A 16,086-nucleotide genomic window follows, 5' to 3' on the forward strand; every position below is an offset into this window, starting at 1 on the left:
GCACCATGAATAAGTCGAAAATAAAACAAACGGGTGCGGTGCTAATCGTCAGCTTAATCATACTGATGCTTCTGACGATCATTGGCGTGACGGGCACCAATGTCACCAGTCTGGAAGAAAAAATGGCCGGCAATATGCGTGACCGTAATCTTGCCTTTCAAGCGGCGGAGTCCGCCTTGCAAGCCGGGGAAACTTGGCTAAATACACATGCCTATACCTGCAGCCAAGCCGCCGGCAGATTCAAACCTCGCGATAAAGATTGCAATACCGCTACTGCGGAAACCTCGGAAGTTTGGGACAGCATAAGTTGGGACGACAATGATTCGGTACTTTACACGGGCGTTTTGTCAAACCTCAGCGCTAATCCCCGTTACATAATCGAAGATTTGGGCTGCTTACCCGCACCAGCGGCATGCCCCGGCACACATAACTATCGAATTACCGCCAGAGCAACCGGCGGCACAGCAGACACTATCGTCATGCTTCAGTCTATTTACCAAATTTAGTTAGTCACACCGACTATTTATTTTCAGACAGAAACACGCAGAGGGCAAAATCATGAAAACTAAGCAACTCCAAGTAAAAGCCTATTTTTTGCTGATTCTGTCTCAGACATTGGTACCAGGGCTCAACGCTTCGGCAGGTATTTCTCAACAACCCTTATTTCTAACCTCCAGCGTTCCGCCTATCGTCATGCTTACCATGGGCCGCGACCACAAGCTCTATTACGAAGCCTATAACGATGCCTCTGACCTTAACGGCGATGGGTTAATTGACGTTGGCTATAAACCAAGCATCGACTACTTCGGGTATTTCGACTCGCATCGTTGTTACGATTACGTGGACAGCGACGGAGGATACTTTACACCGAAAGCAAAAACACCATCAGCTACTGATAAAACCTGTTCATCGGTGGACGGCGACTGGAGCGGTGATTTTCTTAACTACATTACAACCGCGCGTATTGACGCTCTCCGCAAGGTACTATACGGCGGTTACCGAGGCGACGACACCACCTCGAAGACCGTACTTAAGCGCTCATTTATCCCTCAAGATGCCCATTCATGGGGTAAGGAATACAATCCTAGCAATAACCCGGGATACCTTATCTCAGACTACACACCGTTGGCCGAGCCCGCTACGGGGAAAAGCCACCTATTTGCAAATGTGTCCTTAAGTTACACCGGCCAACCCCTGATGCGCGTCTTAAATGATACTTCCTACCGCGTTTGGGAATGGGTTTCCATCGAACGGCCCGTGGCCGGTAGCGATTGCGATAACGGCAGCCGTACAGCCTGTGCAACCACGGGTAGCTCTAACTGGTCGGTAGTTCCCGATATAGTATTCAGCAATTTGGAGAGAAAAACTTATAGAACCGGAGATACTGCTCCCGCCCATCCATCGAGCGCTGCGGAGTATGCAACATTTGTTACTAATTACGGCACCACCGGTAACTTACGCCGCACTGACAATATGACTAGACTGGAGGCCAATGGTAATCCTGAACGTACCGAACGTTATTTAACCGTTGTAAAAGGAAAAATCACTGTTCCTGCCAGTCTCAATTATAAATTTTCGGTAGATGGCGACGATGCAGTAGAAGTATTGATTAACGGTACGGTAGTGGCAGGATATTACGGAGGCCATGGCGTCTGCAATTGCAATACTAATAATGGCACTATTCATCTCACCGCTGGTGTCGCTTACGATATTGAATACCACCACGAGGAGGCTTACGGCGACGACAGCTTCGTATTGCGCTGGGACACCTCGAATACCGCCTCTAGCATCACCGACTACAGTGTCAATGTTAACGTCTGCGAAACCGGCAAATTGGAAGCCAACTGCAAAGCCTACAAAAGTGGATCAACCACAATCTATAAACCCACCGGGTTGCTACACACCTACGGCGAAAACGACTCGATGGCGTTTGGCTTGCTAACTGGGTCTTATAAAAAGAACACCTCAGGCGGCGTACTCAGGAAAAACATAGAATCTTTTACTAACGAAGTAGACCCTACCACAGGCATATTTACCACAACCAACGGTATCGTAAAGACAATCAATAACCTACGTATCAACACCTTCAACTACTCGGATCACGCTTACGCTTCTGGATGGATTACCACGCGTGCAATAACGGAAGGTGAAGCAGCAGAATGGGGTAACCCTATAGCCGAAATGATGTACGAGGGATTACGCTATTTTGCCGGTAAAGCAGCCCCCACCTCAGCCTACTCCATAACAGCCACGGATACCCCTGATGCAACACTAGGATTGCCTTTGCCGACTTGGCTTGATCCATATTCAAATACAGGCGGTAAATATCTGAGCTGTGCGAAACCGATGCAACTGGTTATAAGCGATATAAACGCATCCTACGATACCAATCAGTTGCCCGGCAGCTATTTTGACTCGTCGTTCTCAGGTGATTTGTCTGGTCTGAATGTATCGACCTTAGCCGATACAATATGGGGTAACGAATCCGAATCGAGCAATATTTTTATCGGTCAATCGGGGATTATCAGCGACGGTGCCCCCACGGCAAAATCGGCAAGCAGCTTTAAAAATATCCGTGGCTTAGCGCCGGAAGAACCCACCAAATTAGGTGGCTTTTATGCCGGCAGCATTGCTTTGTACGGCAGACAAACCGACCTAAACACCGCTACCGGCGATCAGAAAACCGATACGTTGGCCGTCGCATTGGCTTCGCCGCTCCCCAGAATCGAAATACCGGTCAACGGCAAGATAGTAACCTTGGTACCGTTCGCGAAATCCGTAGCGGGGTCCAGCATCACCTCGACCTCAACCAGCTTTCAACCCACCAATCAGATTGTAGACTTTTATGTGGAAAAGATTGTCAACACTGTAGAACCTGTCTCGGGTGTTACTCCAGGCAACAAAGATACCTCCATTAACGGCGGACGCCCGTACGGAAAATTCCGTATAAATTACGAGGACGTCGAGCAAGCCGCTGATCATGATATGGATGCGATTGTGGAATACACATTCACTGTTAATGCATCAAATCAAGTAGTGGTCGATCTGAATTCAACCTATGCCGCGGGCGGCATAACCCAACACATGGGTTACGTTATTTCCGGTACCACCAAGGACGGCGTTTACCTGGAAGTACGTGACAAACCCGATGCCGGAGAAAATGATAAAGATTATTTTCTTGATACACCTCCAGGTCAGTTTCCTGGTGGTACTTGGGCTGATGGCGTCTCTTTACCACTCACGGCATCCAGAACATTTACCGTAGGCACCACCACCTCAGCGAGCTTTGTCAAACACGACCCGCTCTGGTACGCGGCAAAATGGGGCGTAAACGACAAAAACAAAGACAACATTCTTGACCAAAATGAATGGGACGAAGATAAAAATGGTACTCCTGACGGATATTTTCTGGTAACCAATGCAGGTAAACTTTCCGAACAATTGGGAAAAGCTTTCGCCAAAATACTCAGCAACGTGAGCTCTTCTTCTGCGGTAGCAGCCAATACCGCAAAATTAAATACCGGGACATTGGTTTATCAAGCCAAATTCGATCCAAGAGACTGGAGCGGACATTTGTTGGCGATCCCGATCAATGACACTACTGGCGTACTGGAAACAAACAATCTCAACTGGGACGCTGCTACAAAGTTACCGACACCGGGTAGCCGCAAAATTTATACCCTCAACCCAACGTTAACCAGTGCTCCACGCGGTATAGAGTTTCGATGGGCAAACTTAACCACCGCGCCAACAGGCAGTTCGCAGCAGGACTATTTAAACCAAATATCGGGTACTGCTGACGGCAAAGGTGAGTTACGGCTCAATTGGTTGCGCGGGGATAACACAAACGAACAGCGCTTGGGCAGCGGAAACTTTAGAAACAGAATCAAGAAATTTGACGGCACTTTCCTTGAAAACAGCACCGATCTCGCTAATGGCACGATTGCTACCAACAAGCTCGGTGACATCGTAAACTCCGACCCGGTCTATGTTGGAACCGATGACTTCGGATACAGTTCACTACCCGGAGCAGAAGGTAGCGACTACACTTCGTTTCGCGCCAGCACGAGTTACCAAAATCGCAGACCTATGATTTACGTGGGTGCCAATGACGGCATGATGCATGGGTTCGACGCCAAAAAGAACTCCGGCTCGATCACCACTGGCGGTACGGAGGTTTTTGCTTATATTCCGAATGCTCTATTCCCGGAACTAAGCAAGTTGACATCGCTTACATATGCCCACCAATATTTTATTGACGGCATATCAAGCTTTGGCGATGTGTATTACGATTCGAGCTGGCATACCCTTCTCGCAGGTGTCACGGGGGCCGGAGGCAGGGCCGCATTCGCGCTCGACGTCACTAATCCGGATACGTTTGGCGCCAGCAGCGTTTTATGGGAGTTCTCTAACGCGGATGACAATGACCTAGGTTATACAATAGGTCAACCCGCTATCGCAAGAATGAAAGACGGCACTTGGGCCGTTATCGTTGCGAATGGTTATAACAGCGACGCGGGTAAGGCAGTGTTGTTTGTATTGAATGCCAAAACAGGCGCGTTAATCAAAAAATTTGATACCGGAGTCGGTGACGCCGCACAAAAAAATGGTCTGTCATCACCAAAGGCGGTTGATACTGACGGGGACACAATTGTAGACACCATTTACGCCGGGGATCTCTACGGGAACCTTTGGAAATTCAACGTAGGCACGACCTCCGCAACTAGTTGGACTATTGCTAACAGTGGCGCGCCACTATTCGTCGCCTGCACCACAACAGGCACATCATGCACATCGGCAAACCGTCAACCGATTACCGGAAAACCTAGTGTTGGTGCAGTTGGCTCAGAGCAAACCGGTGGCATTATGGTGTATTTTGGTACAGGCAAATATTTTGAGACTACTGACAACGTCATACCGACAAGTCCACAGGTTCAGTCTTTTTACGGCCTGTGGGATGACAACTCTGGGGCAATCACCGACAGAGCGAAACTACAAGAGCAAACTATCACATATGAGGGTAAACCCAAAAACTCTGCCGGCGTAGAGGGTACAGGCGTGGTACGGGTAAGCTCTAGAAATACTGTGTGTTACTCGGTGGCAACCATTCCATCAACGGACGACGATACGCCCACCACCACGTGCAATGCAGCCAATCTTAAAAAGGGCTGGGCTATGAACCTCCTTAAGCCCACGAATATCGCTCAAGGTGAAAGAGTCGTTAGTCCACCGGTGATGTATCTAGATTTAGTGATTTTCTCGACAATGATTCCGAGTGCTGACCCATGTTCGGGCGGCGGTGTGAGCCGCGTCATGACTGTGGAGGCAATCACAGGTAAACGCCCCTCTACAGCCTCTTTCGATCTATTCGGTAATGATGGTAAAGCTGACGTAAATGACCTTATGCTAATTAATGGCAAATTAGTTGCCGCTACTGGCTTTGACATGGGCATTGGTATACATAAGAATCTTAGCCTTGTTGGGAATATTGGTATCGGATCAGGTAGCGAGAGCATCGACAAAATGAAATTTAAAGAAAACCCAACTACCCCTGGCGGAGGAGGAGGTGGCGGCAAAAGAACTTCTTGGCGCCAATTGAGATAGATAGCTCAGTTGTTGAGAACTTATTTTGGAATTAGTCTGATACTAAGAATTTAATGCCTGTGACTTTTGGTTAATCGGGGTTTAGTCGTACGAATTTGCCTGTATTCACTGAATTAAACCGATATGAGATAACAGGCTTACATATTTCAATAAACGATAAAACCCAAACCGGTCAAAATTAAAATGAACAAAACACAACAAGGCGTAACTCTTATAGAGTTAATGGTTACAGTGGCGATCATCGGCATACTTGCAGGCGTCGCGATACCTGGCTATCAAGAGAGTGTACGCAAATCGCGAAGAGCGGATGTCAAAGGCGTATTGCTCGGACTAACCAATGCCATGGAGCGACGTTTTACGGAAGCCAATACCTTTTGTGACGCCGCTGCGGGAGGAACTGCGGTAACCGGTTGTGGGTCATCAACCGGCGATACCGGGACACCATCGATCTATACGATCCCAACAGAAACCGCCGGCTTTTACACGGTAACTATTAGTGGCGCCAGTGCTAGTAGCTATACCTTGAGCGCGGTTCCGGCCGGAGCCCAAGCCAGTGACAAATGCGGTACCTTATTAATAGACAATACCGGCAGCAAAACAGTAGCGAGCGCAACATTAGATGCCTCCACATGTTGGAGCAGATAAAACCCTGGCTGAGCAAGCGCTCAGATAACTAGCATCGCATCGCCATAGCTGAAAAATCGATACCGCTGATCAATAGCATGCCGATACGCGTTCATCACTGCGTCATAACCCGCGAATGCCGAAACCAACATTAGCAATGTCGACTCCGGCAAATGAAAGTTGGTCAGCAGAGCATCCACTGCTTTAAACGAGTACCCTGGCGTAATAAATAAATCGGTATCGCCGAATCCAGCTTGCAAACCGCCGTTGCGTGACGCTGACTCTAAAGCCCTTACCGCCGTGGTACCTATAGCCACGACCCGACCACCTCTGACCCTTGCTTGATTTACCGCGTCCACGCAAGCTTGCGAGACGGCGTAAGATTCTTTATGCATCACATGCTCGGATAAGTCTTCGACGCGTACCGGGCGAAACGTGCCGCTGCCGACGTGCAAAGTGACGAAACTGCGCGCTACGCCTTTTTGATCTAAGCGATCCAACATTGCTTGATCGAAATGTAAGCCGGCAGTGGGTGCCGCCACGGCACCCAATTGCTCGGCAAATACGGTTTGATAACGATCCAAGTCGCTCACTTCGTCAACACGACTAATATAGGGCGGCAGCGGCATATGCCCTACTTCGTCCAATAGCGCCAACAAGCCTGCTTCCGCTTCAAACCACAGCCTGAATAAATCGTTATGTCTACCCATAACCCTGCATACCGCGCCATTCTCCAAGGTCAACAAGGCATCGGTCTTTGGCGACTTACTTGCTTTAACATGAGCAAGCGCTGTATGAGCATCCTCGATACGCTCGATCAATATTTCGACTTTACCGCCGCTTGACTTATGTGCAAACAAGCGAGCCGGCATTACTTTGGTATTGTTAAAAACCAATAAATCGTTGCTGCTTATCATGTCGACAAAATCGGCAAACTGGCAGTCTGTAATTGCCGCACTTTGTCTATCCAGACGTAGCAATCGACTGGCGCTCCGTTCCGGCAGCGGATACTGGGCAATAAGTTGCTCCGGCAACTGGTAATTAAAGTCGCTCTTTTTCATTCCGAATAGTATTTAAATGACTTTTGAACAATCTTGGGACTTTATCAGCCACAAGACAGGTAAAGGAGAATTTATTTGAGGTTTTTTAATACGTTAGATCAGTTTGTATGATGGAAAGCATCGATTTTGAAGCCAGATTGTAGCCTCAATCATCTATAAGCAGTCCGGATAGCATTTTAGCAAAGCTTAAACCGGCAAAGCCCTTATTACCAAGACCAGGTTTTTCATACTGTCGTCGTTCGGCAATTGTTCACCCATCAAGTATCGCATCAGCTCCGTGTCTTCAAGTTCCAGCATTCGCAAAAATGTCTGCTGTTCCAAAAGCTCGGCGGCGAGATAACGATTTTCTAAATACCTGAGCAGCATCAAATCCAGCTCAAGGGTACCGCGCCGGCAACGCCAGCGCAGTTTATTGATGTTTTCGCTCACAGATGATCGCGTTCTACCAACAGCTTCTTGATTTCGGCAATGGCCTTGGCCGGATTAAGCCCCTTAGGACAAGTATCAGTGCAGTTCATGATGGTGTGGCAGCGATACAATTTAAACGACTCGTCGAGTTCATCCAGACGCTCTTTATCATTTTCATCGCGACTGTCGGCCAACCAACGATATGCTTGCAATAGAATCGCCGGTCCGAGATATTTATCGCTGTTCCACCAATAGCTTGGGCAACTGGTTGAGCAGCAAGCGCAGAGTACACATTCGTACAGGCCGTCCAACTTAGCCCGCTCATCTCTACTTTGCAGACGTTCTGTGTTCTCGGGTGCTGCGGACTCGGTGGTTAACCAGGGCTTTATAGAACTATATTGCTCAAAGAAATGCGTCATATCTGCGACCAAATCCTTGACCACCGACATATGCGGCAACGGGAATATTTTCACAGTACCTTTATAGTCGCTAATCGCTTTGGTACACGCCAGCGTGTTTTTGCCGTTGATGTTCATCGCGCACGAGCCGCAGACCCCTTCGCGGCAGGAGCGGCGAAACGTCAGACTGCTATCGATCTCATTTTTAATTTTGAGAATCGCATCCAGCACCATGGGTCCGCATTGGTCCATATCGATCTCATAGGTGTCGATGCGCGGATTTTCCCCGGAATCAGGATCCCAGCGATAAACTTCAAAATGACGGACGTTGTTAGCGCCATCGGCTTTATAGGTTTTACCCTTTTTAATCACCGAGTTTTTGGGCAGTGTAAATTCAACCATTAGTAAACCCTCTCTTTAGGCGCAACGACTTCGACTTCGTCGGTGAGCGTATACAGGTGGACGGGGCGGTAGTCTATTTTGACTTTATTGTCTTCCCGCCAGGTCAGAGTGTGCTTCATCCAGTTTTTGTCATCGCGTTTCGGATAGTCCTCGCGTGCGTGACCACCGCGACTTTCCTGACGATTACCGGCGGCAGTAATAGTAACTTGCGCTTGACCGAGCAGGTTATCCAGTTCCAGTGTTTCCACCAAATCGGTATTCCAGATCAGTGACTTATCACCCACTTTGACATCGTCAAACGATGCGGCAATCTCACCTATCGCCTTGATCCCTTCGTGTAGCGTGGATTCAGTTCTAAATACCGCCGCTTTAGACTGCATAGTGGTTTGCATATCCATACGGATTTCCGCGGTTGTGCGGCTACCATTGGCATTTCTGATTTTGTCGAAACGCGATAGCGCGTGATCCGTGACGTCTTTTGCCAACGGCTTGTGCGGCATGCCCGGTTTAATCAACTCGGTGCAACGAATCGCCGCCGCCCGGCCGAATACCACCAAATCCAACAAAGAGTTAGAACCTAAACGATTGGCGCCATGCACCGAAACGCAGGCAGTTTCGCCGATCGCCATCAAGCCCGGCACCACATAATCAGGGTTACCGTCTTTCAACGTAACGACTTCGGCCTTGTAGTTGGTCGGAATGCCGCCCATGTTGTAATGCACGGTCGGCAACACCGGAATCGGTTGCTTGGTCGCATCGACACCGGCAAAAATTCTGGCGGTTTCGGTGATGCCGGGCAAACGCTCATGGATGATGGCCGGGTCGAGATGCTCCAAATGCAAATGCACATGATCTTTCTTGGGACCGATGCCGCGTCCTTCGTTAATCTCCACCGTAATGGCCCGGCTGACTACGTCGCGTGAAGCCAAGTCTTTAGCATGCGGGGCGTAACGAGCCATGAAGTGTTCGCCTTCGGAGTTGGTCAAATAACCACCCTCCCCGCGCGCACCTTCAGTCATCAAGCAACCGGAACCATAGATACCGGTTGGGTGGAATTGCACGAACTCCATATCTTGCAAAGGCAAACCGGCTCTCAAGATCATGCCATTGCCGTCGCCGGTAACCGTATGCGCCGAGGTGCAAGATAGAAACGTACGACCATAGCCGCCCGTTGCCATTACCGTTTGATGCCCGCGAAACAGATGAATCGAACCGTCATCCAGGCACCAGGCCAGAACACCGCGACACTCGCCCTCTTCCATAATCAAATCCAGCGCGATGTATTCGACGAAGAATTCGGCGTTGTGCTTTAAAGCCTGTTGATACAAAGTGTGCAGAATCGCATGCCCGGTCACGTCTGCCGCCGCGCAAGTTCTTTGTGCCTGACCTTTGCCATAATGAGTGGACATACCGCCAAAAGCCCGCTGGTAGATTTTACCTTCCGCGGTTCTGGAGAACGGTACACCGTAGTGTTCCAATTCAATGATGGCTGGAATCGCTTCCCGGCACATGTATTCGATGGCATCTTGATCGCCCAGCCAATCCGAACCTTTCACCGTGTCGTACATGTGAAAACGCCAATCGTCTTCGCCCATATTACCCAGCGCGGCGCTAATCCCGCCTTGTGCAGCCACAGTATGACTACGAGTAGGAAACACTTTACTGATACAAGCGGTTTTTAGACCTTTTTCCACCATGCCGAAAGTGGCCCGCAAGCCGGCCCCGCCGGCGCCAACCACCACGACGTCATGTTGGTGTTCGATGATGTTATATGCTGAGGCCATGAGTTACCTTGCCAAAAGAATGATGATAATCGCGAGCAATGCCGCAACACCTAAAACTAAAAAAATCAGATTAGTGGCGCGTATCGCCAAGTGTCTGACGGGGATAGTAGACACATAGTCTTCAATCACCACCTGCACGCCTAAAGCGGCGTGGTAAACCACTGCCACGGTCCAGGCGATAATTGCCAAGGTGTTTAGCGGGGAAGACAACCACTCGACAGTATCCGCATAGGGTGCGTTTAAGGCCTTGTTTAGAAGAACAATCAACCAAATCGACAACGGCACCAAGGCCACTGCGGTGACGCGTTGGTACCAAAAATGACCTGAGCCGCTATGTACCGAGAAAAAATCGGCGGCTTTTTCCAATGTTGCTTTGTAATCCATAACCAACCCTCCTTTAAGAAACCACAAAGGTAATCAGTGTCAACGATGCGGAAGCAATCAGTTCGTACACTGCGTATTTATCCAAAGTCATGCGCTCGAACGTTTTGCAAAAATCCCAAATCAAATGCCGAATACCGTGCACCAGATGGAAAAATAGCGCATAAATAAAGCCCCAATACACCAGCTTAAACAACCAGTACGACATAAATGCCTGCATGGCACCGTAAGCACCTTCGCCGACGGCGATGGCGAACAGCACATAAACAAATAGCACCAAGCCCATGGAAAGAAACACCCCGGTCATGCGATGGGTGATTGAAACCAGGCCGGTTAAGGGCAATCGATAGACTTGCAGATGGGGCGAAAGTGGTCTGTTTGCTGACATGATTTACCCTGTTATTTAAAGTTGAAAAATAATTTGTTATTAAAAATCGACGCAACGACCTTTACGCTCCCAATCGCCAAAGCGAGTAGGCTCCGGCCCTTTCGGGCCATTAATTTCTGTCGGAATGGTGGGATCTTGCTCCGCAGACGGCGTCTCCTCGGATTCGGTCTTAGCGCTCTCAGGCGGATCTTGCGTGGTACCTTGTACTGATTTCATATCGATTTTCTGCATAATTTAGCGATTATTGACAGCTGTATAATCGCGGCGCGGCGGCCCGACGTATAACTGTCTCGGCCTGCTGATAGGCGTCGCCGGCTCTTCCATCATCTCCAGCCAATGTGAAATCCAGCCGGCGGTTCGAGCTATTGCAAACATCACGGTGAACATTTCGACGGGGATGTGCAAGGCTTTGTAGATAATGCCGGAATAGAAATCGACATTGGGGTAGAGTTTTTTCTCGATAAAATACTCGTCTTTCAACGCATATTCTTCCAAGGCCAAGGCCAGTTCAAACAACGGGTCGCTGGTGTTGGTTCTACTCAACACCTCGTAGCAGGTTTTGCGAATGATGGTAGCGCGAGGATCGAAGTTTTTATAAACCCGATGCCCAAAACCCATCAAGCGGAACGGGTCGTCGTGATCCTTGGCCTTGGCGATATACTTGGGCACGTTTTCGACGCTACCGATTTGCGCCAACATATTCAAAACCGCTTCGTTGGCACCGCCGTGCGCTGGTCCCCACAACGCCGCTATGCCGGCTGCCACGCAGGCATAAGGATTGGCGCCGGTACTGCCCGCCATGCGTACTGTAGAGGTGCTGGCGTTTTGCTCGTGGTCGGCATGCAGAATAAACAACAGATTCAGTGCTTGGACCAGATTGGGATCGATGTAATGTTCCTGATCGATGTAATTTTGCGAGGAACGGGAGAACATCATATTCAAGAAGTTCTCGCAATAACTCAGATCCATGCGGGGGTATACGAAGGGGCGACCGATGGAATGCCGGTATGAAGCTGCCGCAATGGTGGGCATCTTGCCAATCAGCCGGGTCGCACAAATCATGCGGCTGGCAGGATCTTTAATGTTCAAATCGCTGTGATAAAACGCCGACAAGGACCCCACCACACCCACCAGCATCGCCATAGGATGGGCATCGTAATGGAAACCATCAAAGAATTTGCGCAAGGCTTCGTGGATGATAGCCCTATCGCTGATTTCCTCGTTAAAGTCGCGCAACTGCACGGCATTGGGCAGTTCGCCGTTCATCAGCAAATAGGCAACTTCAGTAAATTCGCAGTTTTCCGCCAATTGTTCGATGGGATAACCGCGATACAACAAAATCCCGTTATCGCCATCGATGTATGTAATTTTGCTTTTGCAAGCAGCCGTGGCAATAAAGCCCGGATCGTAAGTAAAACACCCAAGATCTTTGTTTAAAGAGCGAATATCGACAGTATCTGCACCCAAAGACCCCTTCAACAACGGATATTCAACTTCTTTTCCGGTGGCGTTATGCCTGACCAGTAAAGTATCGTTTGACATGGTTTCCTCAGTTTTCTGTTAGCAGAAGCTTAGCAGTTGAATTCGATTATCACACAGCGAATGTGATTAGGCCAACCGCTTATGCCATGATCCATCTTTAGCTTAAGCCCATAGCGATTAGCTCCTATTACCCGGAAAGGTTCAAGCCATTGTTCGGCTGATTGATAAAAACACCGCTTGGTTCAGAAAAAGCGTTATGCATCAGCCAAACACTGCAACATTTCTGTCAGATTTTTGTAAGCAAAGGACAGTGTGTCTGTTTCATTGTTACAAAGATAACCAAATACGTTATTCACTGTTTCGCTCCTTTCCACTGGGCAGTCTACCGCAAAGCGTTGAAGTTACCGACTTAGCGAGAACTCAGAACCGAAGATAACTGATGGTTTAAATTTTGCTTTGCTGCTTGTAGACAATTCGATGGAGATTTAACAATGAACAAGATTGGAATTTTCTACGGCACCGAGAAAGGTATGACAGCGATGATGGCGCAGGTCATGTACCGAGTTTTGGGCGACGAAATTGCCAGCGAACCGGTGAATGTTAATCAAGCAACAGTAACAGAACTGCTTGGTTACAAAGCCTTGATTTTGGGCATGCCCAGTTACGGCGTCGGCGAAATACCCGGCAGAACCACCGGCAGCGAAGAAGGCAACTGGGAAGAGTTTTTGTTCCGCCTGGATGAGGCGGATTTGTCCGGAAAGCGGGTTGCCCTGTTTGGTTTGGGTAACCAACAAAAATACTACGCGCGCTTTGCCAGTTCCTTGATTCATTTGTATCACCATGTTCGGTCTTATGGTGCCGAGGTGACCGGCGCTTGGAGCACGGATGGCTATCACTTTACCCACTCCAGTTCGGTAGTCGATGGCAAATTTGTCGGCTTGGTGCTGGATCATCACAACCAACCCGAATTGACCAAAACCCGGATTCTGGATTGGCTGGAACAAGTGAAGCCGGCTTTGTTGGAGAAGTTGAATTGACTGTTCATTTGGCATTGAAACACTGCTGAGTAAATAGTTCCGCAGCTTAAGTGTCGCTACCGCGACAGCGGTTTAACCTTGCTCCCATGTCCGGCGTGAGCATCATGAAACGTAAATAATTTGCCTAGAAGTACGCCTTAACGTACGATCAAACTTTCGATCTTGTTTAAGGTGCAAATATGCAAACTTTAACTGCCAGTGAAGCACGCGCGAACCTTTATCGCCTTATCGATCAAACCGCTGAATCTCACCAACCCATTGCCATCACCGGCAAACGCGCCAACGCCGTGTTGCTCTCCGCCGAAGATTGGTCGGCCATACAGGAAACCCTGTATTTGCTCAGCGTCCCCGGCATGCGCGAATCCATTTTAGAAGGCATGGCAATCAGTGCCGATGAATGCAGCAAGGAACTCGATTGGTGAGTTGGGAAATCATCTACACCAAACAAGCGCAGAAAGACGCCAAAAAGCTTGCGGCGGCGGGACTGAAGGACAAGGGATTACCACTACTAGAGATTTTAAAAAACGATCCATTTCAAAATCCGCCGCCTTATGAAAAATTGGTGGGCGATTTGGCCGGCACTTATTCCCGGCGTATCAATATTCAGCACCGATTGATTTATCAAGTATTAAGCGGCGAGAGACAAGTTAAGGTTTTGCGGTTGTGGAGTCATTACGAATAACGCTACTCCAGTAGCGTTTAAGGCACTAAAAAACTCCAATGGGTTCCTCACGGGAAATAAGACCAACGGGATTATTAGAACGTACTTGTCCAAAAATGCAGGATGTGCCGATGCATGGATGCGGCATATGTCGCGAACGGTGCGCTTCACGTTTTTCAGAGCACCCTACTGCCCTAACTTAATTCTCTTATCAATTTTGATAAGTTATTAATATTAGATGCACATTGTTCTATAAATCTTTCTTTACACTCAACGACCTCATGTTGTTCAAATACTTTTACTATCTGTATTTCTATATAGTCGTATTGATTAAGCTTTTTTAGAACATAATCCATATCTACGTTTTCTTTAAAATGCTCTTTCGATAGATGTATTTCCGCTACTTTTTCTTTACCCCACTTTGAGGCTTGTTTTTGGTATCTCTTTTTGATTACAAATATAAACCCCTCCATACCACTCAACAATTCAAAAAGCTTATCCCGATTGCTAGAAAGAATATCCGTTGCTCTTTTAGTAGGTTTGACACCTTCAATTTGGACACCCACACTGAATTCATAGCCACTCATAATGCAGCTAATATGAGCTTGATCGACCAACTTGCCGTCAAAGAACTTCAGCGATCCCCATATATGTTTTTGTTCTAGGTTCCCAACCGTATATGTAAATTCCGGTTTTTGAAAAAGCTCATCTTTGCTTATCAGACTTTCTTTCACCGCTGATAAAAAATTATCGAATTTTTCATTAGTCCTTTTTCGTTCTTTACCTGCCTCAACCTCGGCGCCTTCAGTTTCCTTAGGTAAAAAAGCGTTAAAATCCCTAGCATTGAAGCCTGTAAAAGGTGCCATGTTTAACTCCCCCATGAAAGACAGATACTGGTTTAATAAAAAGTGGGTGACCGGATCGTTTTTACACTTGGCATAGGAACAATCGTTGATAATATCCAACAAAATCCCAGAAATACCCAGCCAAGTTGTAAAATGCGTGCGTTCATCTTGGTACTTACGAATTAGATCGTCCGGATACTTGTCTTTGCTGATATAAAGAATACTTCCTTTGACATTTCGCTTATGCTTTTCAAGCTGTTCAAAATTAAATTTTGCTGTATATTTCGACTCAATGGACAAATTTATATCAACCGACCTAATTACTGCATCAGGCCGACTTTCATCATTTGATACTTGCAGATCAAAATAATATTTATCAGCATTTGAATTGTACTCAAGATTCTTGAGCAAACCGACAGTCAACTCTTTTACTGAATTTTCAAGTAAATTAATAAGAGCCTTTGTAATATTGTCCTCGATTTGTTTAGCCGCAGTTTCATCACTTTCCTGTACACCACGATAGAACATAAAGATATTTCGATAGGGAGAATAGCGCTGCATAATTTCCTCAATTATCTGGTAACCCGCATAAGGCGGAAGCAAAACAAACTCGTCAAATATTAGAAGGTTTTGATTAGCGCAATGGGGTTCTCTCCCGTTATGCCGCACCGAGCACCGGAGGCTTTGGACGGATCAGCCCGTGAGGGGCGATGCAGGGATGCATCGCGTTTTCCGCAGGGGCTGGGATGCCCCTTCGGAAAACCCCGTTCAAAGCCTTCGGCGCGCAGGGTCAAAGCGGCATCCGGGTCGCCTTTTCTTTGGATACTTTCTTTTGGCGACACAAAAGAAAGTGTCTCGGTTGTCGGTCCGAGAACCGACTGCAAAACAATCCGTCGCGACAGCGACACTTCTCATTAGCCCGACCCTAAATTCCCAATGGCTCTAATTACCGCGAAAACAGGAATCCAGTGGGCAACTGGGCTCCCGCCTGCGCGGGAGCGACGACATGAT

The 16,086-nt window shown here is 48.0% G+C and carries 15 protein-coding genes; 6 read left to right on the plus strand and 9 right to left on the minus strand.

Annotated features, from left to right (window positions below):
* Positions 1-5 precede the first annotated feature (5 nt).
* From G006_RS28605 to G006_RS0106490, 3 genes are all read left to right on the plus strand, one after another.
* Positions 6-506 (plus strand): pilus assembly PilX family protein, encoded by a 501-nt coding sequence (locus tag G006_RS28605; RefSeq protein ID WP_020482365.1) that lies wholly within the window; start codon positions 6-8, stop codon positions 504-506.
* Between the two features lie 52 nt (positions 507-558).
* A complete protein-coding gene (locus G006_RS25085) occupies positions 559-5,604 on the plus strand; it encodes a PilC/PilY family type IV pilus protein (protein WP_020482366.1) in 5,046 nt (1,681 codons plus the stop codon).
* Between the two features lie 183 nt (positions 5,605-5,787).
* Positions 5,788-6,249, plus strand: a complete 462-nt coding sequence (locus G006_RS0106490; protein ID WP_026146895.1) for a type IV pilin protein — start codon at positions 5,788-5,790, stop codon at positions 6,247-6,249.
* Positions 6,250-6,269: 20 nt separating this feature from the next.
* Here G006_RS0106490 and queA read toward each other — a convergent pair whose 3' ends face one another.
* The 8 genes from queA to G006_RS0106530 form a co-directional block, all read right to left on the minus strand.
* Positions 6,270-7,289 (minus strand): tRNA preQ1(34) S-adenosylmethionine ribosyltransferase-isomerase QueA, encoded by a 1,020-nt coding sequence (gene queA, locus G006_RS0106495; RefSeq protein WP_020482368.1) that lies wholly within the window; start codon positions 7,287-7,289, stop codon positions 6,270-6,272.
* 186 nt (positions 7,290-7,475) lie between these two features.
* The gene (locus tag G006_RS0106500) at positions 7,476-7,718 is read right to left on the minus strand and encodes an FAD assembly factor SdhE (protein WP_020482369.1); all 243 of its coding nucleotides are present in this window, start codon (positions 7,716-7,718) and stop codon (positions 7,476-7,478) included.
* Complete coding sequence (locus G006_RS0106505; RefSeq protein WP_020482370.1) at positions 7,715-8,497, minus strand: succinate dehydrogenase iron-sulfur subunit; 783 nt, start codon at positions 8,495-8,497, stop codon at positions 7,715-7,717. Before G006_RS0106505 ends, G006_RS0106500 begins: the two co-directional genes overlap by 4 nt.
* A complete protein-coding gene (gene sdhA / locus G006_RS0106510) occupies positions 8,497-10,281 on the minus strand; it encodes a succinate dehydrogenase flavoprotein subunit (RefSeq protein ID WP_020482371.1) in 1,785 nt (594 codons plus the stop codon). The genes G006_RS0106505 and sdhA overlap by 1 nt, the downstream gene beginning before the upstream one ends.
* 3 nt (positions 10,282-10,284) lie before the next feature.
* Positions 10,285-10,665: a succinate dehydrogenase, hydrophobic membrane anchor protein gene (gene sdhD, locus G006_RS0106515; RefSeq protein ID WP_020482372.1), complete on the minus strand. Its 381-nt coding sequence runs from the start codon at positions 10,663-10,665 to the stop codon at positions 10,285-10,287.
* A 13-nt stretch (positions 10,666-10,678) separates the two neighbouring features.
* Positions 10,679-11,050, minus strand: a complete 372-nt coding sequence (gene sdhC / locus G006_RS0106520; protein ID WP_033193911.1) for a succinate dehydrogenase, cytochrome b556 subunit — start codon at positions 11,048-11,050, stop codon at positions 10,679-10,681.
* Between the two features lie 39 nt (positions 11,051-11,089).
* A complete protein-coding gene (locus G006_RS0106525; RefSeq protein WP_152428816.1) occupies positions 11,090-11,266 on the minus strand; it encodes a DUF1674 domain-containing protein in 177 nt (58 codons plus the stop codon).
* A gap of 18 nt (positions 11,267-11,284) precedes the next feature.
* Complete coding sequence (locus G006_RS0106530) at positions 11,285-12,592, minus strand: citrate synthase (protein WP_020482375.1); 1,308 nt, start codon at positions 12,590-12,592, stop codon at positions 11,285-11,287.
* Positions 12,593-13,023: 431 nt separating this feature from the next.
* Between G006_RS0106530 and G006_RS0106535 the strand changes: the two genes are divergently transcribed.
* The 3 genes from G006_RS0106535 to G006_RS0106545 all read left to right on the plus strand — a co-directional run bounded on the left by G006_RS0106535 (position 13,024) and on the right by G006_RS0106545 (position 14,251).
* Complete coding sequence (locus G006_RS0106535; RefSeq protein WP_020482376.1) at positions 13,024-13,569, plus strand: flavodoxin; 546 nt, start codon at positions 13,024-13,026, stop codon at positions 13,567-13,569.
* Positions 13,570-13,748: 179 nt separating this feature from the next.
* Positions 13,749-13,991, plus strand: a complete 243-nt coding sequence (locus G006_RS0106540; RefSeq protein WP_020482377.1) for a type II toxin-antitoxin system Phd/YefM family antitoxin — start codon at positions 13,749-13,751, stop codon at positions 13,989-13,991.
* A complete protein-coding gene (locus tag G006_RS0106545; protein ID WP_020482378.1) occupies positions 13,988-14,251 on the plus strand; it encodes a Txe/YoeB family addiction module toxin in 264 nt (87 codons plus the stop codon). Before G006_RS0106540 ends, G006_RS0106545 begins: the two co-directional genes overlap by 4 nt.
* A 173-nt stretch (positions 14,252-14,424) precedes the next feature.
* Here G006_RS0106545 and G006_RS0106550 read toward each other — a convergent pair whose 3' ends face one another.
* Positions 14,425-15,678, minus strand: a complete 1,254-nt coding sequence (locus G006_RS0106550) for a hypothetical protein (protein WP_152428817.1) — start codon at positions 15,676-15,678, stop codon at positions 14,425-14,427.
* Positions 15,679-16,086 lie beyond the last annotated feature (408 nt).

The sequence above is a fragment of the Methylomonas sp. MK1 genome (assembly GCF_000365425.1).
GTDB lineage: Bacteria > Pseudomonadota > Gammaproteobacteria > Methylococcales > Methylomonadaceae > Methylomonas.

Excerpts from the sequence above, each read along its gene's own strand:
- G006_RS28605 (WP_020482365.1), top strand. The coding sequence starts at position 6 with ATGAATAAGTCGAAAATAAAACAAACGGGTGCGGTGCTAATCGTCAGC.
- G006_RS25085 (WP_020482366.1), top strand. The coding sequence starts at position 559 with ATGAAAACTAAGCAACTCCAAGTAAAAGCCTATTTTTTGCTGATTCTG.
- G006_RS0106490 (WP_026146895.1), top strand. The coding sequence starts at position 5,788 with ATGAACAAAACACAACAAGGCGTAACTCTTATAGAGTTAATGGTTACA.
- queA (WP_020482368.1), bottom strand. The coding sequence starts at position 7,289 with ATGAAAAAGAGCGACTTTAATTACCAGTTGCCGGAGCAACTTATTGCC.
- G006_RS0106505 (WP_020482370.1), bottom strand. The coding sequence starts at position 8,497 with ATGGTTGAATTTACACTGCCCAAAAACTCGGTGATTAAAAAGGGTAAA.
- sdhA (WP_020482371.1), bottom strand. The coding sequence starts at position 10,281 with ATGGCCTCAGCATATAACATCATCGAACACCAACATGACGTCGTGGTG.
- sdhD (WP_020482372.1), bottom strand. The coding sequence starts at position 10,665 with ATGGATTACAAAGCAACATTGGAAAAAGCCGCCGATTTTTTCTCGGTA.
- sdhC (WP_033193911.1), bottom strand. The coding sequence starts at position 11,050 with ATGTCAGCAAACAGACCACTTTCGCCCCATCTGCAAGTCTATCGATTG.
- G006_RS0106525 (WP_152428816.1), bottom strand. The coding sequence starts at position 11,266 with ATGAAATCAGTACAAGGTACCACGCAAGATCCGCCTGAGAGCGCTAAG.
- G006_RS0106530 (WP_020482375.1), bottom strand. The coding sequence starts at position 12,592 with ATGTCAAACGATACTTTACTGGTCAGGCATAACGCCACCGGAAAAGAA.
- G006_RS0106535 (WP_020482376.1), top strand. The coding sequence starts at position 13,024 with ATGAACAAGATTGGAATTTTCTACGGCACCGAGAAAGGTATGACAGCG.
- G006_RS0106540 (WP_020482377.1), top strand. The coding sequence starts at position 13,749 with ATGCAAACTTTAACTGCCAGTGAAGCACGCGCGAACCTTTATCGCCTT.